The organism is Pseudomonas sp. LBUM1649, from assembly GCF_059716155.1.
In genome coordinates this window covers 386805-406858 of record NZ_CP166807.1, presented here as the reverse complement: position 1 = coordinate 406858, position 20054 = coordinate 386805, and the positions used below count along the sequence as shown (strand labels likewise).

At 60.0% G+C, this 20054-nt stretch carries 23 protein-coding genes; 17 read left to right on the top strand and 6 right to left on the bottom strand.

What is annotated here, in order from left to right; translation table 11 throughout:
* Window position 1 precedes the first annotated feature (1 nt).
* The 8 genes from ACA058_RS01820 (at window position 2) to ACA058_RS01785 (ending at window position 8898) form a co-directional block, all read left to right on the top strand.
* Window positions 2-712: an SPOR domain-containing protein gene (locus ACA058_RS01820; protein WP_497637574.1), complete on the top strand. Its 711-nt coding sequence runs from the start codon at window positions 2-4 to the stop codon at window positions 710-712.
* Window positions 713-965: 253 nt separating this feature from the next.
* Window positions 966-1496, top strand: coding sequence for an ATP-dependent protease subunit HslV (gene hslV, locus ACA058_RS01815; protein WP_007948954.1), 531 nt, complete (start codon window positions 966-968; stop codon window positions 1494-1496).
* Between the two features lie 54 nt (window positions 1497-1550).
* Window positions 1551-2888 carry an ATP-dependent protease ATPase subunit HslU gene (hslU, locus tag ACA058_RS01810; protein ID WP_497637573.1) on the top strand — a complete coding sequence of 446 codons (1338 nt, stop codon included), beginning with the start codon at window positions 1551-1553 and terminating at the stop codon, window positions 2886-2888.
* 121 nt (window positions 2889-3009) lie between these two features.
* Window positions 3010-3387 carry a gamma-butyrobetaine hydroxylase family protein gene (locus ACA058_RS01805; RefSeq protein WP_497637572.1) on the top strand — a complete coding sequence of 126 codons (378 nt, stop codon included), beginning with the start codon at window positions 3010-3012 and terminating at the stop codon, window positions 3385-3387.
* Window positions 3388-3644: 257 nt separating this feature from the next.
* On the top strand, window positions 3645-5324 hold the full coding sequence (phaC, locus tag ACA058_RS01800; RefSeq protein WP_497637571.1) for a class II poly(R)-hydroxyalkanoic acid synthase: 1680 nt from the start codon (window positions 3645-3647) through the stop codon (window positions 5322-5324).
* 233 nt (window positions 5325-5557) lie between these two features.
* Window positions 5558-6412 carry a poly(3-hydroxyalkanoate) depolymerase gene (gene phaZ, locus ACA058_RS01795; RefSeq protein WP_497637570.1) on the top strand — a complete coding sequence of 285 codons (855 nt, stop codon included), beginning with the start codon at window positions 5558-5560 and terminating at the stop codon, window positions 6410-6412.
* 128 nt (window positions 6413-6540) lie between these two features.
* The gene (gene phaC, locus ACA058_RS01790; RefSeq protein ID WP_497637569.1) at window positions 6541-8223 is read left to right on the top strand and encodes a class II poly(R)-hydroxyalkanoic acid synthase; all 1683 of its coding nucleotides are present in this window, start codon (window positions 6541-6543) and stop codon (window positions 8221-8223) included.
* A 57-nt stretch (window positions 8224-8280) separates the two neighbouring features.
* Window positions 8281-8898 carry a TetR/AcrR family transcriptional regulator gene (locus ACA058_RS01785; protein ID WP_497637568.1) on the top strand — a complete coding sequence of 206 codons (618 nt, stop codon included), beginning with the start codon at window positions 8281-8283 and terminating at the stop codon, window positions 8896-8898.
* A 156-nt stretch (window positions 8899-9054) separates the two neighbouring features.
* Here ACA058_RS01785 and ACA058_RS01780 read toward each other — a convergent pair whose 3' ends face one another.
* From ACA058_RS01780 to ACA058_RS01770, 3 genes are all read right to left on the bottom strand, one after another.
* Window positions 9055-9843, bottom strand: coding sequence for a phasin family protein (locus ACA058_RS01780; protein WP_497637567.1), 789 nt, complete (start codon window positions 9841-9843; stop codon window positions 9055-9057).
* A 10-nt stretch (window positions 9844-9853) separates the two neighbouring features.
* Window positions 9854-10276 carry a phasin family protein gene (locus tag ACA058_RS01775; RefSeq protein ID WP_497637566.1) on the bottom strand — a complete coding sequence of 141 codons (423 nt, stop codon included), beginning with the start codon at window positions 10274-10276 and terminating at the stop codon, window positions 9854-9856.
* Between the two features lie 226 nt (window positions 10277-10502).
* Complete coding sequence (locus ACA058_RS01770; RefSeq protein WP_497637565.1) at window positions 10503-10778, bottom strand: polyhydroxyalkanoic acid system family protein; 276 nt, start codon at window positions 10776-10778, stop codon at window positions 10503-10505.
* A 155-nt stretch (window positions 10779-10933) separates the two neighbouring features.
* Between ACA058_RS01770 and ubiE the strand changes: the two genes are divergently transcribed.
* The 9 genes from ubiE to ACA058_RS01725 all read left to right on the top strand — a co-directional run bounded on the left by ubiE (window position 10934) and on the right by ACA058_RS01725 (window position 16964).
* Window positions 10934-11704 carry a bifunctional demethylmenaquinone methyltransferase/2-methoxy-6-polyprenyl-1,4-benzoquinol methylase UbiE gene (gene ubiE / locus ACA058_RS01765; RefSeq protein ID WP_497637564.1) on the top strand — a complete coding sequence of 257 codons (771 nt, stop codon included), beginning with the start codon at window positions 10934-10936 and terminating at the stop codon, window positions 11702-11704.
* Window positions 11704-12327 carry a ubiquinone biosynthesis accessory factor UbiJ gene (locus tag ACA058_RS01760; RefSeq protein ID WP_497637563.1) on the top strand — a complete coding sequence of 208 codons (624 nt, stop codon included), beginning with the start codon at window positions 11704-11706 and terminating at the stop codon, window positions 12325-12327. The genes ubiE and ACA058_RS01760 overlap by 1 nt, the downstream gene beginning before the upstream one ends.
* Window positions 12324-13928, top strand: coding sequence for a ubiquinone biosynthesis regulatory protein kinase UbiB (ubiB, locus tag ACA058_RS01755; RefSeq protein ID WP_497637562.1), 1605 nt, complete (start codon window positions 12324-12326; stop codon window positions 13926-13928). Before ACA058_RS01760 ends, ubiB begins: the two co-directional genes overlap by 4 nt.
* An 80-nt stretch (window positions 13929-14008) precedes the next feature.
* Window positions 14009-14410, top strand: a complete 402-nt coding sequence (gene hisI, locus ACA058_RS01750; protein WP_497637561.1) for a phosphoribosyl-AMP cyclohydrolase — start codon at window positions 14009-14011, stop codon at window positions 14408-14410.
* Window positions 14403-14735 carry a phosphoribosyl-ATP diphosphatase gene (locus ACA058_RS01745; protein WP_007899279.1) on the top strand — a complete coding sequence of 111 codons (333 nt, stop codon included), beginning with the start codon at window positions 14403-14405 and terminating at the stop codon, window positions 14733-14735. Before hisI ends, ACA058_RS01745 begins: the two co-directional genes overlap by 8 nt.
* 25 nt (window positions 14736-14760) lie before the next feature.
* Window positions 14761-15033, top strand: a complete 273-nt coding sequence (locus tag ACA058_RS01740) for a twin-arginine translocase TatA/TatE family subunit (RefSeq protein ID WP_497637560.1) — start codon at window positions 14761-14763, stop codon at window positions 15031-15033.
* A 10-nt stretch (window positions 15034-15043) separates the two neighbouring features.
* Window positions 15044-15469 carry a Sec-independent protein translocase protein TatB gene (gene tatB, locus ACA058_RS01735; protein ID WP_497637559.1) on the top strand — a complete coding sequence of 142 codons (426 nt, stop codon included), beginning with the start codon at window positions 15044-15046 and terminating at the stop codon, window positions 15467-15469.
* Window positions 15466-16260, top strand: a complete 795-nt coding sequence (gene tatC, locus ACA058_RS01730; protein ID WP_497637558.1) for a twin-arginine translocase subunit TatC — start codon at window positions 15466-15468, stop codon at window positions 16258-16260. The genes tatB and tatC overlap by 4 nt, the downstream gene beginning before the upstream one ends.
* The gene (locus ACA058_RS01725; RefSeq protein ID WP_008058090.1) at window positions 16257-16964 is read left to right on the top strand and encodes a 16S rRNA (uracil(1498)-N(3))-methyltransferase; all 708 of its coding nucleotides are present in this window, start codon (window positions 16257-16259) and stop codon (window positions 16962-16964) included. Before tatC ends, ACA058_RS01725 begins: the two co-directional genes overlap by 4 nt.
* A 258-nt stretch (window positions 16965-17222) precedes the next feature.
* On the opposite strand, the gene ACA058_RS01720 is transcribed toward ACA058_RS01725, so the two are convergent.
* The 3 genes from ACA058_RS01720 to ACA058_RS01710 form a co-directional block, all read right to left on the bottom strand.
* A complete protein-coding gene (locus tag ACA058_RS01720) occupies window positions 17223-17957 on the bottom strand; it encodes an amino acid ABC transporter ATP-binding protein (protein WP_497637557.1) in 735 nt (244 codons plus the stop codon).
* Window positions 17950-18909, bottom strand: a complete 960-nt coding sequence (locus ACA058_RS01715) for an amino acid ABC transporter permease (protein ID WP_497637556.1) — start codon at window positions 18907-18909, stop codon at window positions 17950-17952. Before ACA058_RS01715 ends, ACA058_RS01720 begins: the two co-directional genes overlap by 8 nt.
* Window positions 18910-19049: 140 nt before the next feature.
* A complete protein-coding gene (locus tag ACA058_RS01710; RefSeq protein WP_339553539.1) occupies window positions 19050-19847 on the bottom strand; it encodes a transporter substrate-binding domain-containing protein in 798 nt (265 codons plus the stop codon).
* Window positions 19848-20054: the final 207 nt, after the last annotated feature.

Here is a 20054-nt window from a genome sequence, read left to right as displayed (position 1 = left end):
GTTGGCTGCCAAGAAAAAACCTGCACCCAAGCGTGGCGCCAGCCGTTACCAAGCTCCAGCGAAGCAACCGATCCCGGGTTGGCTGTGGATGGCCATCGGCCTGACGGTCGGTGCTTTCATCGTATTCCTGATGAAGCTGGAACCGGGCAAGGGCAGCGACACGGTCAAGCGCGAGAAAGTCGAGCAGCAACAGAAAGCCACCAAGATCGCCGAGGCCAACAAGACCCCGCCAAGTCCGACGCAACCGGTGAAGCCGAAGTACGACTTCTACACCCTGTTGCCGGAATCGGAAGTCATCGTGCCGCCGGACGCCGTGCCGGAAAAAACCCTGCCGACGCCGCAAGTGCCGGCCATTCCGACCACGCCGGTTACCCCGGCGGAAGCGGCGAAGATCGACACCGCCCGCGCCCAGGCAGCCCTGGCCGGCATTACGCCGCCGCCAGCGCCACCGGTGACCAAGGCCGCACCGGTGACCAAGTTCTTCCTGCAGGCCGGATCGTTCCGCAAGGAGGCTGACGCGGACAAGGTACGGGCGCAGATCATCCTGCTTGGCCAGGCTGTGGCGGTTGAATCGGGGACGGTGAAGGACGAGACCTGGTATCGGGTATTAGTGGGTCCGTTCAGTAACCGTGAGCAGTTGACCACGGCACAGAAACAACTGGCCGGTGCCGGCTTCAGCAATCTGTTGTTACAACAACGCCAGAACCGCTGATCCACCACCTGTGGCGAGGGGATTTATCCCCGTTGGGTCGCAAAGCGGCCCTCAAGCCTGCGCCCGCGGGCTGCCAGATAAACCGCGAGCACCGGTTTGGCGACTGCTTCGCAGCCGAACGGGAATGAATCCCCTCGCCACAGTCATCGCACGCCATTCATCCCCTGCCGCGTCTTCGAGTTGAAATCCACTCCACCACCCCCATATGAATGGGCATAAGGCATTTTCGCCCCGCAGCGTGGAGACTCTTCCCTTGACCACCATCGTTTCAGTTCGCCGCCACGGCAAAGTCGTCATGGGCGGCGACGGCCAGGTTTCCCTTGGCAATACCGTGATGAAAGGCAACGCGAAAAAAGTTCGTCGCCTGTACCACGGTCAGGTCATTGCCGGCTTTGCCGGTGCCACCGCTGACGCCTTTACCCTCTTCGAACGCTTCGAAGGCCAGCTTGAAAAGCATCAGGGTCACCTGGTACGCGCAGCTGTCGAACTCGCCAAGGAGTGGCGTACCGACCGCACCCTGAGCCGCCTCGAAGCCATGCTGGCAGTTGCCAACAAAGACGCTTCCCTGATCATCACCGGCAACGGCGACGTGGTCGAACCCGAAGAAGGCTTGATTGCCATGGGTTCCGGTGGCGGTTACGCCCAGGCCGCCGCTAGCGCTCTGCTGAAAAAAACCGACCTGTCGGCCCGGGAAATCGTCGAAACCGCCCTCGGCATTGCCGGCGACATTTGTGTATTCACCAACCACACCCAGACCATTGAGGAGCAGGACTGCGCCGAGTAAGCCTGATTCGGCCCCGCGCCACGGCTCATTCTTGCTTGAGGTCCTTTAAATATTATGTCCATGACTCCCCGCGAAATCGTCCACGAACTCAATCGCCATATCATCGGCCAGGACGATGCCAAACGCGCCGTCGCCATTGCCCTGCGTAACCGCTGGCGCCGCATGCAACTGCCCGAAGAACTGCGCGTTGAAGTAACACCCAAGAATATCCTGATGATCGGCCCGACCGGTGTCGGTAAAACCGAGATCGCCCGCCGCCTGGCCAAGCTGGCCAACGCGCCTTTCATCAAGGTCGAAGCCACCAAGTTCACCGAAGTCGGCTATGTCGGCCGTGACGTCGAATCGATCATTCGTGACCTGGCCGATGCCGCGATCAAGTTGCTGCGTGAACAGGAAATCACCAAGGTCCGTCACCGCGCCGAAGATGCCGCGGAAGAGCGCATTCTCGACGCCCTGCTGCCACCGCCACGCATGGGCTTCAGCAACGACGACGCCCCGACCGCAGATTCCAACACCCGCCAGCTGTTCCGCAAGCGCCTGCGCGAAGGTCAGCTGGATGACAAGGAGATCGAGATCGAAGTCGCGGAAATGGCCGGCGTCGACATCTCCGCGCCACCGGGCATGGAAGAAATGACCAACCAGCTGCAGAGCCTGTTCGCCAACATGGGCAAGGGCAAACGTAAGAGCCGCAAGCTCAAGGTCAAGGAAGCGCTGAAACTGGTGCGTGATGAAGAAGCCGGTCGCCTGGTCAACGATGAAGAGTTGAAGGCCAAGGCCCTTGAAGCGGTCGAACAGCATGGCATCGTGTTCATCGACGAAATCGACAAGGTCGCCAAACGCGGCAACTCCGGCGGTGTCGATGTGTCCCGCGAAGGCGTGCAGCGCGACTTGCTGCCGCTGATCGAAGGCTGCACCGTCAACACCAAGCTGGGCATGGTCAAGACCGACCACATCCTGTTCATCGCCTCCGGTGCCTTTCACCTGAGCAAGCCCAGCGACCTGGTGCCCGAGCTGCAAGGTCGACTGCCGATCCGTGTCGAACTCAAGGCCCTGAGCCCGGAAGATTTCGAGCGCATCCTCAGCGAGCCCCACGCCTCGCTCACCGAGCAATATTGCGCGCTGCTGAAAACCGAAGGCCTGGGTATCGAGTTCCTGCCGAGCGGTATCAAGCGCATTGCCGAGATCGCCTGGCAGGTCAACGAGAAAACCGAAAACATCGGTGCCCGTCGCCTGCACACCTTGCTTGAACGCCTGCTCGAAGAAGTGTCTTTCAGTGCCGGCGACCTGGCCAGCGTGCATGACGACAAGGTGATCCAGATCGACGCCGACTACGTCAACAGCCACCTGGGCGAATTGGCGCAGAACGAAGACCTGTCCCGTTATATCCTGTAAGCCATACTTGTAGGAGCAAAGCTTGCTCGCGATGGTGCGTCAGCCACATTGATGTCAACTGACACACCATCGCGAGCAAGCATTGCTCCTACAGGGTTCCATCCATAACGGAACTTTGGCAATGACCCAACTCCCCACCGACATCAAGCTGCACAAAGCCTCGAAAACCCTGACGCTCAAATACGCGTCCGGTGAGGAATACACCCTGCCCGCCGAATTCCTGCGCGTGCACTCTCCTTCCGCCGAGGTCCAGGGCCACGGCAAACCCATCCTGCAATTTGGCAAGATCAACGTAGGATTGAGCAAGATAGAACCGGCCGGTCAGTACGCACTGAAACTGACCTTCGACGATGGCCACGACAGCGGCCTGTTCACCTGGGAATACCTCTACGAACTGGGGCGACGTTATGACGCACTCTGGGAGGATTATCTTTCCGAGCTCAAAGCTGCAGGAAAAACCCGCGACCCGAACGAATCTGTCGTCAAGCTGATGCTCTAGCCTGAGCTTCTTGCTCTTTAGAGGGCATTTTCTAATTCCATCTGTTTGAATGCTCGGCTTCAGGGTCGACGCTTGGCCCGCTTGCGAAAAAAATTAAACTCGGGTAACCAATGGATTGGCAAGTTCCCTGCAGTGCTCTCTGAACTAAAAAGCAGTGATGCAGAATTAAAGGTCACCCGAGCGGTAGTACCTGGCAGTAGCTGTGTGACTACACAGCAGGACCAAGGTACTCGTCTCAGGACAATGGAGCGTCGTAGATGAGTAACAAGAGTAACGATGAGTTGAAGTATCAAGCCTCGGAAAACACCTTGGGGCTCAATCCTGTCGTTGGGCTGCGTGGAAAGGATCTACTGGCTTCTGCTCGAATGGTGCTTAGGCAGGCCCTCAGGCAACCGGTGCACAGCGTCAAACATGTCGCGCATTTTGGTCTTGAACTCAAGAACGTGCTGTTTGGAAAATCCGGGCTGCAACCGACCAGCGATGACCGTCGCTTCGCCGATCCGGCCTGGAGTCAGAACCCGCTCTATAAACGTTATTTGCAAACCTACCTGGCGTGGCGCAAGGAACTCCACGACTGGATCGACGAAAGTAACCTCGCCCCCAAGGATGTGGCGCGCGGGCACTTCGTGATCAACCTCATGACCGAAGCCATGGCGCCGACCAACACCGCGGCCAACCCGGCGGCAGTCAAACGCTTTTTCGAAACCGGCGGCAAGAGCCTGCTCGATGGCCTCTCGCACCTGGCCAAGGACCTGGTGAACAACGGCGGCATGCCGAGCCAGGTCAACATGGGTGCGTTCGAGGTCGGCAAGAGCCTGGGCGTGACCGAAGGCGCGGTGGTGTTTCGCAACGATGTACTGGAACTGATCCAGTACAAGCCGATCACCGAGCAGGTACACGAGCGGCCATTGCTGGTGGTGCCGCCACAGATCAACAAGTTCTACGTTTTCGACCTGAGCCCGGACAAGAGCCTGGCGCGGTTCTGCCTGCGCAACAACGTACAGACCTTCATCGTCAGCTGGCGCAACCCGACCAAGGAACAGCGCGAATGGGGCCTGTCGACCTACATCGAAGCCCTCAAGGAAGCGGTTGATGTCGTCACCGCGATCACCGGCAGCAAAGACGTGAACATGCTCGGGGCCTGCTCCGGCGGCATCACCTGCACCGCGCTGCTGGGCCATTACGCGGCGATCGGCGAGAACAAGGTCAACGCCCTGACCTTGCTGGTGAGCGTGCTTGATACCACCCTAGACAGCGACGTCGCCCTGTTCGTCAATGAACAGACCCTTGAAGCCGCCAAGCGCCACTCGTACCAGGCCGGCGTACTGGAAGGCCGCGACATGGCGAAGGTCTTCGCCTGGATGCGCCCCAACGATCTGATCTGGAACTACTGGGTCAACAATTACCTGCTGGGCAACGAACCGCCGGTATTCGACATCCTGTTCTGGAACAACGACACCACCCGGTTGCCCGCAGCGTTCCACGGCGACCTGATCGAGCTGTTCAAAAACAACCCACTGATTCGCCCGAATGCACTGGAAGTGTGCGGCACCGCCATCGACCTCAAGCAAGTGACGGCCGACATCTTTTCCCTGGCCGGCACCAACGACCACATCACCCCGTGGAAGTCCTGCTACAAGTCGTCGCAACTGTTCGGCGGCAACGTTGAATTCGTGTTGTCGAGCAGCGGACATATCCAGAGCATCTTGAACCCGCCAGGCAATCCGAAATCCCGCTATATGACCAGCACCGAAGCGGCGAACAGTGCCGATGAATGGCAACAGAACGCCACCAAGCACACCGATTCCTGGTGGCTGCACTGGCAGGCCTGGCAGGCCCAACGCTCGGGCGAGCTGAAAAAGTCCCCGGTGAAACTGGGCAACAAGGCCTATCCGGCGGGTGAAGCAGCGCCAGGTACCTATGTGCACGAACGGTAACTGACACACCCCGCTCCATTGTAGGAGCGAGCTTTTGTGGTGAGGGGATTTAGCGAAACGTCGCACCGCCCCGTTGGGCGGCGACGCCGCCCCAAAACCTGCAAGCACGGTGTATCAGTTACACCAGGTGCATTGGTTTTACGACTGCTTCGCAGTCGAACGGGGATGAATCCCCTCGCCACAGCTCGCTCCTACAAAAGTTCGGGGATGAATTCATAAACAGGGCCAGAAGCATGCCGCAACCGTTCATATTCCGCACCGTCGACCTGGATGGCCAGACCCTCCGCACGGCGGTGCGTCCCGGCAAGCCTCATTTGACGCCCTTGCTGATTTTCAACGGCATCGGTGCCAACCTGGAGCTGGTGTTTCCGTTCGTCGCAGCGCTGGACCCGGACCTGGAAGTCATCGCCTTCGACGTGCCCGGTGTCGGCGGTTCGTCGACGCCGAAACTTCCGTATCGCTTTCCAAGCCTGGCGAAACTCACGGCACGCATGCTCGACTACCTCGATTACGGGAAAGTCAATGTGATCGGCGTGTCCTGGGGTGGCGCCCTTGCGCAACAGTTCGCCTATGACTATCCAGAGCGTTGCAAGAAGCTTGTCCTGGCAGCGACGGCAGCGGGCGCGGTGATGGTGCCGGGCAAGCCGAAAGTCTTGTGGATGATGGCCAGCCCACGGCGCTACATCCAGCCCTCCCACGTGATCCGCATTGCGCCGATGATCTACGGCGGCTCGTTCCGTCGCGACCCGACGCTGGCCGCGAGCCATGCGGCAAAGGTCCGTTCGGCGGGGAAGCTCGGTTACTACTGGCAGCTGTTCGCCGGCCTCGGCTGGACCAGTATCCACTGGCTGCACAAGCTCAATCAGCCGACCCTGGTCTTGGCCGGCGACGACGATCCGTTGATCCCGCTGATCAACATGCGCTTGCTGGCCTGGCGAATTCCCAACGCCCACTTGCACATCATCGATGACGGGCATCTATTCCTGATTACCCGGGCCGAAGCGGTGGCGCCGATCATCATGAAGTTCCTTGAGGAGGAGCGCCTGCGTGCGGTGATGCACCCGCATCCTGCGCCTCTGGGCGGCTGATCGGCCCATTTTTTGTATAGGTAAAGAGGGGGCGGCGGGCATCGCACCGCGCAACAACCCGTTACAGCGTCTATGGTGTTCTGGTTCGGTGTTTTGTATTTGGCCTGAAGACGAAGGAGTGTTGAGTCATGCGCGATAAACCAGCGAGGGAGTCACTACCCACTCCCGCCGCGTTCATCAACGCACAAAGTGCGATTACCGGCCTGCGCGGCCGGGATCTGGTGTCGACTTTGCGCAGTGTTGCCGCCCATGGCCTGCGCCACCCCGTGCACACCGCGCGACACGCCTTGAAACTGGGTGGTCAGCTGGGTCGCGTGTTGCTGGGCGACACTCTGCACCCCACCAACCCGCAGGACCGTCGTTTCGACGACCCGGCGTGGAGCCTCAACCCCTTTTATCGTCGCAGCCTGCAGGCCTACCTGAGCTGGCAGCAGCAGGTCAAAAGCTGGATCGACGACAGCAACATGAACCCGGATGACCGCGCCCGCGCGCACTTCGCGTTCGCCCTGCTCAACGATGCCGTGTCGCCGTCCAACAGCCTGCTCAATCCGCTGGCGATCAAGGAAATCTTCAACTCCGGCGGCAACAGCCTGGTGCGCGGGATCGGCCATCTGCTCGATGACCTCCTGCACAACGACGGGCTGCCCCGGCAAGTCACCAAGCACGCATTCGAGGTGGGCAAGACCGTCGCCACCACCACCGGCGCCGTGGTGTTTCGCAATGAACTGCTGGAGCTGATCCAGTACAAGCCGATGAGCGAAAAGCAGTATTCCAAACCGCTGCTGGTGGTGCCGCCACAGATCAACAAGTACTACATTTTCGACCTCAGCCCCCACAACAGCTTCGTCCAGTTCGCGCTCAAGAACGGCCTGCAAACCTTCGTGATCAGTTGGCGCAATCCGGATGTACGTCACCGCGAATGGGGCCTGTCGACTTACGTTGAAGCGGTGGAAGAAGCCATGAATGTCTGCCGGGCGATCACCGGCGCGCGCGAAGTCAACCTGATGGGCGCCTGCGCCGGCGGGCTGACCATTGCCGCCTTGCAGGGTCACCTGCAAGCCAAGCGACAGCTGCGCCGCGTTTCCAGCGCGACCTACCTGGTGAGCCTGCTCGACAGTCAAATGGACAGCCCGGCCACGCTCTTCGCCGACGAACAGACCCTGGAAGCCGCCAAGCGCCGCTCTTACCAGAAAGGTGTACTGGACGGCCGCGACATGGCCAAGGTCTTCGCCTGGATGCGCCCCAACGATTTGATCTGGAGCTACTTCGTCAACAACTACCTGATGGGCAAGGAGCCGCCGGCGTTCGACATTCTCTACTGGAACAACGACAACACACGCCTGCCGGCCGCCCTGCATGGCGACTTGCTGGACTTCTTCAAGCACAACCCGCTGAGCCATTCGGGTGGCCTGGAAGTGTGCGGCACCCCGATCGATTTGCAGAAGGTCACCGTCGACAGCTTCAGCGTGGCCGGTATCAACGACCACATCACGCCGTGGGACGCAGTGTATCGCTCGACCCTGCTGCTCGGTGGCGAGCGCCGCTTCGTCCTGTCCAACAGCGGTCATGTGCAGAGCATTCTTAACCCGCCGAACAATCCGAAAGCCAACTACGTTGAAGGCGCAAAACTGAGCAGCGACCCCAGGGCCTGGTACTACGACGCCAAGTCCGTCGACGGTAGCTGGTGGACACAATGGCTGAGCTGGATTCAGGAACGCTCGGGCGCGCAAAAAGAAACCCACTTGGCCCTCGGCAACCAGAACTACCCACCGATGGAGGCGGCGCCCGGTACTTACGTGCGCGTGCGCTGATGTTCAACGACCACGGCCTCTACTGGCCGTGGCATGACCCGATCATAAGAAGACTGGATGAAAACCCGCGAACGGATCCTCGAATGTGCCCTGCAATTGTTCAATGAGAAGGGCGAACCGAATGTTTCCACCATGGAAGTCGCCAACGAAATGGGCATCAGCCCAGGCAATCTGTACTACCACTTCCACGGCAAGGAGCCGCTGATCCTTGGTCTGTTCGAACGCTTCCAGGCCGAACTGGCCCCGTTGCTCGATCCACCGGCCGACGTCGAGCTGGCTCCCGAAGATTACTGGCTGTTCCTGCACCTGATCGTCGAACGCCTGTCCCACTATCGCTTTCTGTTCCAGGACCTGTCGAACCTGGCCGGGCGCCTGCCGAAACTGGCCAAGGGTATTCGCAACCTGCTCAATGCGCTCAAGCGCACACTGGCGTCGCTGCTGGCCCGATTGAAGGCCCTGGGGCAACTGGTCAGCGACACCCAGGCGCTGGGACAATTGGTGGAGCAGATCACCATGACGCTGCTGTTCTCGCTGGACTATCAGCGGATTCTCGGCCGTGAAGGCGAAGTACGATTGGTGGTTTACCAGATCATGATGCTGGTGGCGCCGCACTTGTTGCCGCCGATCAAAGCGGCGACTGAGCAAATGGCGTTGCAGTACCTGGAAGAGCATTAAAATCAAAAGATCGTCCGAACGCGGCCCGAGCCTGCGGCAGCTCCTACATGGGATCGCGTTTACCCATAGGAGCTGCCGCAGGCTGCGATTTTTTCAAGCCACAAACAAAAACGCCCGACCTTGGCAGGCCGGGCGTTTTTTTAGAGCCCTGAAATATCAGGACTGACTGGTTGGCGTCGATGGAGCTGGCGCGGCAGTCGGGGTTACAGCAGGGGTCGGCGCGGTAGCGGAGTTCGAGGTGCTTGCCGAAGTTGCCGGGGTCGCCGGTTTTGCGGCAGCCACTGCTGGTTTGGGTGCGGCAGCTTTTGGAGCGGCCGGTTTTTTCACTGCTGGTTTCTTCGCAGCAGCAGGTTTTGCCGCTGGCTTGGCTGCCGGTTTAGCGGCGGCGGTTTTAGCTGCTGCCGGTTTGGCGGCTGGCTTGGCGGCGGCGGCGGCTTTAGCAGCAGGTTTGGCCGCTGCTTTTGCCAATGGTTTGGCTGCGGTTTTGGCGGCCGGCTTGGCTGCCGCGGTTTTCGCCGCAACAGGCGTAACCTTGGCGCCGGTGAGTTTTTCGATTTGCTTGGTCAGGGTCTCGACCTTGCTGTGCAGTGCCTTGACTTCATTGCGACTCGGTACACCCAGACGCGAAATGGCGCTGTTCAGGCGCTTGTCGAAAGCACCTTCCAGCTCATCCCACTTGCCCAGTGCACGATCTTTCACGCCGCTGATGCGCGATTTGGCCGACGAAGCGGAGTCCTTGGCGGCGTCGACAGTTTTGCCAACAGCGCTCTTGGTGAGCTTCTCGGCTTTCTCGCCGTCCTTGACCAGTGAGTCGAAGAGTTTGCTGCCGTCAGTGTCGATCTTCGAGTACACGCCTAAACCAGCCAGCCAGATTTTGCGGGAGTAGTCTTCGACTTTTCCGATCCACGAGCTGCTTTCTTTTTCGGTGTTCTTTTTACCAGCCATCCCGTTCTCCTTAAGATTTACGCGCGACGCGTTCGAGCAGTGCCGTCAGCTCATCGAGCTTGACAGAGAGTGTCTCAACGTCATGTTTAGACGGAATGCCGATACGATTCAAGGTACTTGCGACACGCGAGTCGAACGCTCTCTCGACTTTGTCGAGTTGAACTTCGACCTTGCCTTTGAAAGTGCTCACTTCACTCTTGGCTTCATCGATCTCGGCATTGGCCGCTTCAAGCTTCTCGGCAACTGCTTTTTTGCCTTTGGTTTCAACTGCTTGCCCAGCCTTGATCAACTCTTGAAAGTACTCGCTACCCTCTTGGCCGACCTTGGCGTAGGCACCCAGGCCTGCCAGCCAGATCCTGCGGGCATACGATTTGACGTCATGCAGAGCGGTCGTCGATGCGTCGATTTTTTTCTTCAAAATAACTTTGGCCATGGTGCACCTCACGCGCAGAAGGTTTGAGGAACTGCCCGCGAAAGTGTCGGGCTCTGGCACAAAGTAGGGAGAAAAATTAGAAACGGCACCCTAACAACCGACATGAACAGGAAGCGCCACACACCTGTAGGAGCAAAGCTTGCTCGCGATGCAGGCACCTCGGTGATTCAGGTGCACTGCGCTGATGTCATCGCGAGCAAGCTTTGCTCCTACAGAAAAGCGCGGGTTACACCAACGCTTTATCCAACGCCTTTTCGATTTCCGATTTGATCATGCCGCTCATGGCCGACATCATCAGGCCCAACTCCACATCGACCTTGATCGAGTCTTCACTGACACGCACCGCACCTTTCACGCCCGAACGCTTGAGGTTCAGGGTATCGCCGGACCACTGCGGCTCCAGGCCATACTGATCGGAGAGTTTCTGCGCCAGCTTGTCGGCCTTCTCGCGCGCCGCTTCCTTACCCAGGCCGTGGGCTCGCTCAACACTAATATGGGCCATCAAATGACTCCTGCTTTATGGATGCTTTCCTGAGGCATCTTGACCTCTGCTGCGTCAAAACGTCCCGATGGTTGCCCATCTTACCTTCAGCCTTGCCAAGACAAAGCATGCCTTGGGGATTAGAATGTCGCGCATTCTCTTTTGGTGACAGCGATATGACTGATCAGCGCAAAGGCAACGATGCCGAACCCACCACTCACTTCGGCTTCAAAAACGTTCCGGAAAGCCAGAAAGCGGAAAAAGTCGCCGAGGTTTTCCACTCGGTAGCCGCCAAGTACGACCTGATGAACGACCTCCTGTCGGGCGGCATGCACCGTCTGTGGAAGCGTTTCGCAATCGAATTGTCGGGCGTGCGCACAGGCAACCGGGTGTTGGACATCGCCGGCGGCACGGGTGACCTGACCCGCAAGTTCTCGCACCTCGTTGGCCCGACCGGCCAGGTTGTGTTGGCCGACATCAACGAGTCCATGCTCAAGGTAGGTCGTGACCGTCTGCTGGACCTGGGTGTGGCCGGCAACGTCGAATTCGTCCAGGCCGACGCGGAAAAACTGCCGTTCCCGGACAACCATTTCGACTGCGTGACCATCGCCTTCGGCCTGCGCAACGTCACGCACAAGGAAGACGCCCTGCGTTCGATGCTGCGTGTACTCAAGCCTGGCGGCCGCCTGCTGGTGCTGGAGTTCTCCAAGCCGACCAACGCGTTGATGTCCAAAGCCTACGACGCCTACTCGTTCGCCTTCATGCCGCTGATGGGCAAGCTGATCACCAACGACTCGGAAAGCTACCGCTACCTGGCAGAATCGATCCGCATGCACCCGAACCAGGAAACCCTGAAGTCGATGATGGTCGATGCCGGCTTCGACCGCGTGACCTATCACAACATGACCGCAGGCATCGTCGCCCTGCACCGTGGCATCAAGCCCTGATGCTGCTCGCCGGCCTGCTCGCCAGCGTTGAACTCGGCCTGAACCGGGTGCTTCGCCTCGACAGCACGGCGCTGCCGCGACTGGCGCATTTGAGTGGTAAGGTGATTGCCGTCGATTGCCGCAGCCCCGCGTTGCAAGTGTTCATCCTGCCCAGCGATGAAGGCCTGATGCTCGCTTCCCAGTGGGAAACGGGTGCCGACTGCACCTTGCGTGCACCTGCTTCAAGCCTGCTGAAACTGGCAATGAGCAAGGACAAGACCGCAGTGCTGCACGCCCCGCAAGTCGAGCTCGACGGCGACAGCGGCGTACTGCTGGAACTGGCAGCGATCCTTCAGGACCTGGAGCTGGACTGGGAGTACGAACTCGCACGCGTGCTCGGCCCTGTCGCCACGCAACTGGTCGGCGGTCATCTGCGCAGCCGCGCCCGCTGGTATCAGCAAGGGTTCGCCAGCCTCGGCCAGAACCTCGGCGAATACCTGGCCGAAGAATCACGCACCCTCGTCGGTCAGCGCGAAGCTGAAGCCCGATTCAGTGAACTGGACCAGATCAAAGTCGATCTGGAACGTCTCGAGGCGCGTTTCGAGCGCCTTTCCCGATCCCTCGACCCAAGCGATAACGCATGAAGCTGCTTGCCGTCCGCCGTTTGTTGCGCATCCAGCGCGTCGTGATCCGCTACCGCCTCGATGACCTGCTGTTCGCCCTGCCCCTGCCCTGGTTTCTTCTGGCGCTGCGTTACGCCTTGCCGTGGCGCTGGTTTCCGCGCAAGACCCTGGACCTTAGCCGTGGCGCACGATTGCGCCTGGCGTTGCAGGACCTGGGGCCGATTTTCATCAAGTTCGGGCAGATCCTGTCCACCCGCCGCGACCTGCTGCCGGAAGACATCGCCGATGAGCTGATGATGTTGCAGGACCGCGTGCCGCCGTTCGACTCGCAAGTGTCGGTCAAGCTGATCGAAGAGCAGCTTGGCAAGAAAATCAGTGAAGTGTTCAGCCGCTTCGACGTCGAACCGCTGGCCTCGGCGTCGGTGGCTCAGGTGCACGCCGCGCAGCTGAAAACCGGCGAAGAAGTCGTGGTCAAGGTTATCCGACCGGGCCTCAAACCGGTGATCGCGCAAGATCTGGCGTGGCTGTTCATCCTCGCCCGCACCGCGGAAAAACTCTCGGCCGATGCGCGCCTGCTGCATCCGGTGGACGTGGTTCAGGACTACGAAAAAACCATCTACGACGAACTCGACCTGCTGCGCGAAGCGGCCAACGCCAGCCAGTTGAAGCGCAACTTCGACGGTTCGCCGCTGCTGTACGTACCACAAGTCTATTGGGACTGGTGCCGGCCGAAAGTGCTGGTGATGGAGCGCATCTATGGCATCCAGGTCACCGACCTCGCGACCCTGGCCGACCAGCGCACCGACATGAAAATGCTCGCCGAACGCGGCGTGGAGATCTTCTTCACCCAGGTGTTCCGCGACAGCTTCTTCCATGCCGACATGCACCCCGGCAACATCTTCGTCAGCACCGTCAACCCGTGGAGCCCGCAGTACATTGCGATCGACTGCGGCATCGTCGGCAGCCTGACCCCGGAAGACCAGGATTACCTGGCGCGCAACCTGTTCGCGTTCTTCAAGCGTGATTACCGGCGAGTGGCACAACTGCACATCGATTCGGGCTGGGTGCCGGCGGAAACCAAACTCAACGAATTCGAAGCGGCGATCCGGACAGTCTGCGAACCGATCTTCGAAAAACCGTTAAAAGATATTTCCTTCGGTCAGGTGCTGATGCGCCTGTTCCAGACGGCCCGTCGCTTCAACATGGAAGTGCAGCCGCAGCTTGTTCTTTTGCAGAAAACCCTGTTGAACATCGAAGGCCTGGGCCGTCAGCTGTACCCGGACCTGGACTTGTGGAACACCGCGCAACCGTTCCTCGAACGCTGGATGCGTGAGCGCGTCAGTCCCAAAGCCTTGTTTGGCAACGTGCAGAGCCAGTTCGAACAGATCCCGCACCTGACCAACATGGCCCGCGACCTGCTCGAACGCATGTCCCAGCCCCATGCCAACGATCCGCCACCACCGTGGCACCGTCGCCGCGACGACTGGTTTCTGCGCCTGCTCGGTACGGCGCACCTGGCCGGTGGCGCGATCCTCGCCGCTGGCGGGCCGTTGAACGATCTGGCCTACTGGCCGGCGGGCATCATGATGGCGGTCGGTTTGTATCTGGTCGTTCGCCGATAGCCAGTTGTGCTGCGCACTGGCACACTGTTTCAACGTTGAGCCTGACTAATGAAGTGTCGGGCTCGCTGTCGGAGTCGAAGATGAAAAACTGGCTGGACGAGATCAAATGGGATGCCGACGGCCTGGTGCCGGCGATTGCCCAGGACCACAAGACCGGGCGCGTCCTGATGATGGCCTGGATGAACCGCGAAGCATTGGAACTGACGGCTGCCGAGAACCGCGCCATCTACTGGTCGCGCTCGCGTGGCAAGCTGTGGCGCAAGGGCGAAGAGTCCGGCCACGTGCAGGCCCTGCATGAGATGCGCCTGGACTGCGACGCCGACGTGATCATCCTGATGGTCGAGCAGATCGGCGACATTGCCTGTCATACCGGCCGCCAGAGCTGCTTCTACCGCGTTTTCGAAAACGGCGACTGGACGACTGTCGACCCGGTCCTGAAAGATCCGCACGCCATCTATTCCGCAGGACACAAACATGAGTGACACTTTGACCCGTCTGGCCCAGGTGCTGGAAGAGCGCAAAGGCGCCGCCGCCGACAGCTCGTACGTCGCCAGCCTGTACCACAAGGGCTTGAACAAGATCCTGGAAAAAGTCGGCGAAGAGTCGGTCGAGACCATCATTGCCGCCAAGGACGCCGCCATCAGCGGCGACTGCAGCGATGTGATCTACGAAACCGCCGATTTGTGGTTCCACAGTATGGTCATGCTCGCCCAATTGGGGCAGCATCCCCAGGCTGTACTCGATGAACTGGACCGTCGCTTCGGTCTGTCCGGGCACGCCGAGAAAGCCTCGCGCCCGTCCGCCTGAATAACTATTAGAGAGGAGCAGCAGCATGGGCATTTTTGACTGGAAACACTGGGTCGTCATCCTGGTTGTCGTGGTACTGGTGTTCGGCACCAAGAAACTGAAAAACCTCGGCACCGACGTCGGCGAGTCGATCAAGGGCTTTCGCAAGGCCATGAACGACGACGAAAAGCCGGCCGATCCGACAGTGACTCCGGCTCAACCGGTTCCACCGGTTCAGCCGCAGGCCTCTGTAAACCAGCCGCACACCATCGACGTGCAGGCGCAGAAAGTCGAAGAGCCGATCCGCAAAGACGTGTGAGCATTGACTAATGTTTGGTATCAGCTTCTCTGAACTGCTGCTCGTCGGCCTCGTCGCCCTGCTGGTGCTGGGCCCCGAGCGCCTGCCGGGCGCTGCGCGCACCGCCGGCCTGTGGGTCGGGCGCCTCAAGCGCAGCTTCAATGCGATCAAACAGGAAGTTGAACGTGAAATCGGTGCCGACGAGATTCGTCGGCAACTGCACAACGAGCATATCCTGTCGCTTGAGCAGGAGGCCCGCAAGATCTTCACGCCGACCCAGCAGCAGCCGACGCCAGTCGAGCCTGTGGCGACGCAGACGATTCATGCGTCTGTCGTTGAATCTGCGCCTGTCGAAGCTGCGCCTGTCACAGCGACGCCGGTCGTCCCCGTTGCCCCTGCGGCTGCGCCCGTAGCGCCGGCCCCTCATGACCCAACACTGCCGCCGCGAGCCCCATGAGCGATCTTCCTGAAAACGACCAGCACATGCCGCTGGTTTCGCACCTCACTGAGTTGCGTACCCGCCTGCTGCGCTGCGTAGCGGCGATCTTCATCATCTTTGCCGGGCTGTTCGCCTTTACCCAGCAGATCTACACCTTCGTCTCGACACCGCTGCGCGCATACCTGCCAGCCGGCGCGACGATGATTGCCACTGATGTGTCGTCGCCGTTCCTGACGCCACTGAAGCTGACCATGATGGTTTCGCTGTTCCTGGCGATCCCGGTGATCCTGCACCAGATCTGGGGCTTCATCGCACCGGGCCTGTACAAGCACGAGAAGCGCATCGCCGTCCCCTTGTTGTGCTCGAGCATCGTGCTGTTCTACGCCGGTATGGCGTTCGCCTATTTCCTGGTGTTCCCGTTGATCTTCAAATTCTTCGCCGCCGCCACCCCGGCCGGCGTGGAAATGATGACCGACATCACCAGCTACCTCGATTTCGTCATGACGCTGTTCTTCGCCTTCGGCGTGGCGTTCGAAATCCCGGTGGCCGTGGTGCTGCTGGTGTGGATCGGCGTGGTGGACGTCAAGTACCTGAGGAAAATCCGCCCGTACGTAATCATCGGCTGCTTCGTGGTCGGCATGATCCTGACCCCGCCGGACATTTTCTCGCAGACCCTGTTGGCGGTACCGATGTGGCTGCTGTTCGAGATCGGCATCCTGTTTGGCGGCCTGATCAGCAAGCGTGGTGAACATCCGGACGATCAGCCTGCCGACGATCACAACGACCAGCCGCCAGCGACCCAACCGTGAATCTGCTGCTTCTTGAAGAGGCCGACTTCATTGCGGCCGACCGGGTTGTCCTGCGTGATCGGCGGTTGACCCACATGCAGGAAGTACACCGCTGTGAAGTCGGTGACAGCATGCGTGTCGGCCGCATCGGCGGCCTGATGGGGTCGGCCGAGGTCTTGCGCCTGGACGCCAACGAGGCGGAACTGCGCGTTACCCTCGACCAGCCTCCACCCGCCAAACTGCCGTTGACCCTGGTCCTGGCCCTGCCGCGGCCCAAGATGCTGCGCAGGGTGTTCCAGACCGTCGCGGCCATGGGTGTGCCACGGGTCGTGCTGGTGAACAGCTATCGCGTTGAGAAGAGCTTCTGGCAGACCCCGTTCCTGGAGCCCGAGGCCATTCGCGAGCAATTGATCCTTGGCCTCGAACAGGCCAGGGACAGCGTGTTGCCGCAAGTCGTGATCGAGAAACGCTTCAAGCCATTCGTCGAAGATCGCCTGCCTGCAATCACCGAGGGCACCCTCGGTCTGGTTGGCCATCCGGGCCAATACCCGCCCTGCCCCCGCGCCCTGACCGAGCCTGTGACCCTGGCCATCGGCCCGGAAGGTGGCTGGATTCCTTACGAGATCGACTTGCTGGGCAAATCCGGCCTGCAACCGGTGCAGCTGGGTGAGCGCATCCTGCGCGTGGAAACCGCCGTCACGGCGCTGCTGGCACGCCTCTTCTAGCCCTTTCGCGCCCCCTGATTGAAGAGACGACGGCGTCCAGCATTGAGCTGGCGCGGTTGGGTACGCATTTGCAGATGCTGGTGGGGCGGTTCAAGGTTTGAGGTGATGCGAGGGTCTCGATTCACAGGGAACTGAGGTGATGCCAATCGCGAGCAAGCTCGCTCCCACAGGGTCAGTGGTGTTACGCAACCAGCATGAACACCGAAAAACACTGTGGGAGCGAGCTTGCTCGCGATAGCGGTCCGTCAGACGACGACGTTAGAGAACCTGCCGCAGGAAAGCCTGAGCCCGCGGATCTTTCGGCGCATCGAAGAACTCCGCCGGCGAGGCATCTTCCAGCAATTTCCCGTGATCGAAAAACAACACCCGATCCGCCACTTCCCGCGCGAAACCCATTTCATGGGTGACGCAGACCATGGTCATGCCTTCCACGGCCAGGTTTTTCATCACATCCAGCACTTCACCGACCATTTCCGGGTCCAGTGCCGAGGTCGGCTCATCGAAGAGCATGACCTTCGGCTCCATCGCCAGCGCCCGGGCAATCGCCACGCGCTGTTGCTGGCCACCGGACAGGCGCGACGGAAATTCGTTGGCCTTCTGCGCGATCCCGACCTTTTCCAGCAGCGCCATGGCCTTGGCCTCGCGCTCCTTTTTGCCGCGCTTGCGCACGACTTTCTGGGCGAGGCAGAGGTTTTCCAGCACGGTCATATGCGGGAACAGGTTGAAATGCTGGAACACCATACCGACTTCACGGCGATAGGCATTCACGTCGGTTTTCGGGTCGGCCAGTTGCAGGCCATCGATGCTCACCGACCCCGAATCGAATTCTTCAAGGCCATTGAGGCAGCGCAGGAAGGTCGACTTGCCGGAACCGGACGGACCGATCACCACCAACACTTCGCCCTTGGCGACGGTTGTGCTGACGTTGTCCACCGCGCGCACCACATGGCCGCGGGTGTCGAAGACTTTTACCAGATCGCGGACTTCAATCACTTTGCGCGAGCCTCCGCTCAAGCCGGCTGGCGATTTTCGACAGCGGCAGGTTGATCAACAGGTACAGACCGGCAACGCAGAACAGGATTTCGAACGGCGAGAATGAGGTGGTGATGACTTCGCGACCGCTTTTCAGCAGCTCGGTAATCGCGATCACCGACACCAGCGACGTGTCTTTCACCAGACTGATGAACTGCCCGGCGAGCGGTGGCAGTACGCGTTTGAACGCTTGCGGCAACACCACATGACGCATCGACTGCCCCGCGCTCAAGCCGAGGGAGCGGGCGGCTTCGTTCTGTCCACGGGCAATCGACTGCACGCCGGAGCGGATGATCTCTGCGACGTAGGCGCCGGTGAACAGCGACAGCGCGGCGATCCCGGCGAACTCTCGGGACAGGTTCATCACGGTGCCGATGAAGAAGTAGAAAATGAAGATCTGCACCAGCAGCGGTGTGCCGCGCACCAATTCGACGTAAATGGTCGAGAGGTCGCGCAGGGTCGGGTTGTTCGACAGCCGGCACAAGCCCGTCGCCAGGCCGATCAACAGGCCGAGCACGCCGGACACCACCGACAGCCACAGCGTGGTCCACAGGCCCCACAACAGCGGCCCGGCGGCCCAGTGACGGGTGACGCCAATCACATCGCCTTCGGCCACGTCATCGCCTTGGGCGACTTGCAGGCTGTTGTCATCGATGGTCAGGCGTTGCTCGTCGCCTGCGTCATTGCGCAGGGTGACTTCAGCCTTGTCACCCTTGCGCACCAGTTCGCTGACGGTAGAGATGTCGGCGGCGCGCTGGGACTCTTCGGCGTGGTAGGCAAAGTACTGCGGTACGCGGTTCCAGCGCCATTCGTAGGACATCAGCGAGGTGGCGTAATACAACGCGCCGGCCAGGCCGATCAGCACCAGCACGGTCAGGACGTGCCAGGGCCATTGGGCTTTTTTCTGTTTCATTGAACGTTACTCTGGTTCGCTCGTTCCCACGCTCTGCGTGGGAATGCATCCTGTGACGCTCTGCGTCACGCTTGCGAAGGGACGCGGAGCGTCCCGGGCGGCATTCCCACGCAGAGCGTGGGAACGATCAAGTAGAGGCCTTACTCCATGTCCTTGAGCCACTCGGTGCTCTTGAACCACTTGTCATGGATGCGATCGTAGGTGCCGTCTTCGTGGATCTGGTGCAGGAAGTTGTTGATGAAGTTGATGCTGTCGTAGTCACCCTTCTTCAACCCGAACGCCAACGGCTCGTAGGTGAACGGCTTGTCGAGGAACACCAGTTTGCCGTTGCCGACCTTGTTCACTGCCACAACGTTGTAAGGCGCGTCGTAAATGAAGGCGTCGGCCTTGCCGTTGACCACGTCGAGCACCGCTTCCTGCTCGTTGTCGTAGCCGTGGTACTTGGCCTTGGAGATCAGCTTCCTGGCAACCATCTCGCCAGTGGTGCCGAGCTTGGAAGTGATGCGGTAGTCGGCAGTGTTCAGGTCTTTGTAGGACTTGATGGTGCCTTCCAGCTCCTTGCGGATCAGCAGGGTCTGGCCGACCACGATGAACGGTTCACTGAAGTTCAAGCGCAGGTTGCGTTCCTGGGTCAGGGTCATGCCGCTGCCGATCATGTCGAACTTGTCGGTGAGCAGGGCCGGGATGATGCCGTCGTAGCCGGTGGACACCAGCTCCAGCTTGACGCCCATGGCCTTGGACATGGCTTTGAGGATGTCGACTTCGAAACCGATGATCTCGCCGCGTTTGTTGGTCATTTCGAACGGCATGTAGGTCGGGTCCATGCCGACTTTCAACGTGCCGCGCTTGACCGCGTCATCAATGGCACCGGCCTGCGCCGCGCTGACTGCAACCAATGCCGTGACACCGACCAGCAGCATCGACAGATACTTCTTCATCTTCAAGTCCCCCAAAACCATTGCGTTTGCGGCGCGAAATCGACAGTTTTCCAATGAAAACCGATAGATACGGACACAAAATAGTCCGGGCGCACCAATTCGGGGACGGATGCTAACGTACTCGCTCAATTGCACAAGGGTTTGCGTGGGAATTGTTGGTGATCTTGATCGTTCCCACGCTCTGCGTGGGAATGCAGCCAGGGACGC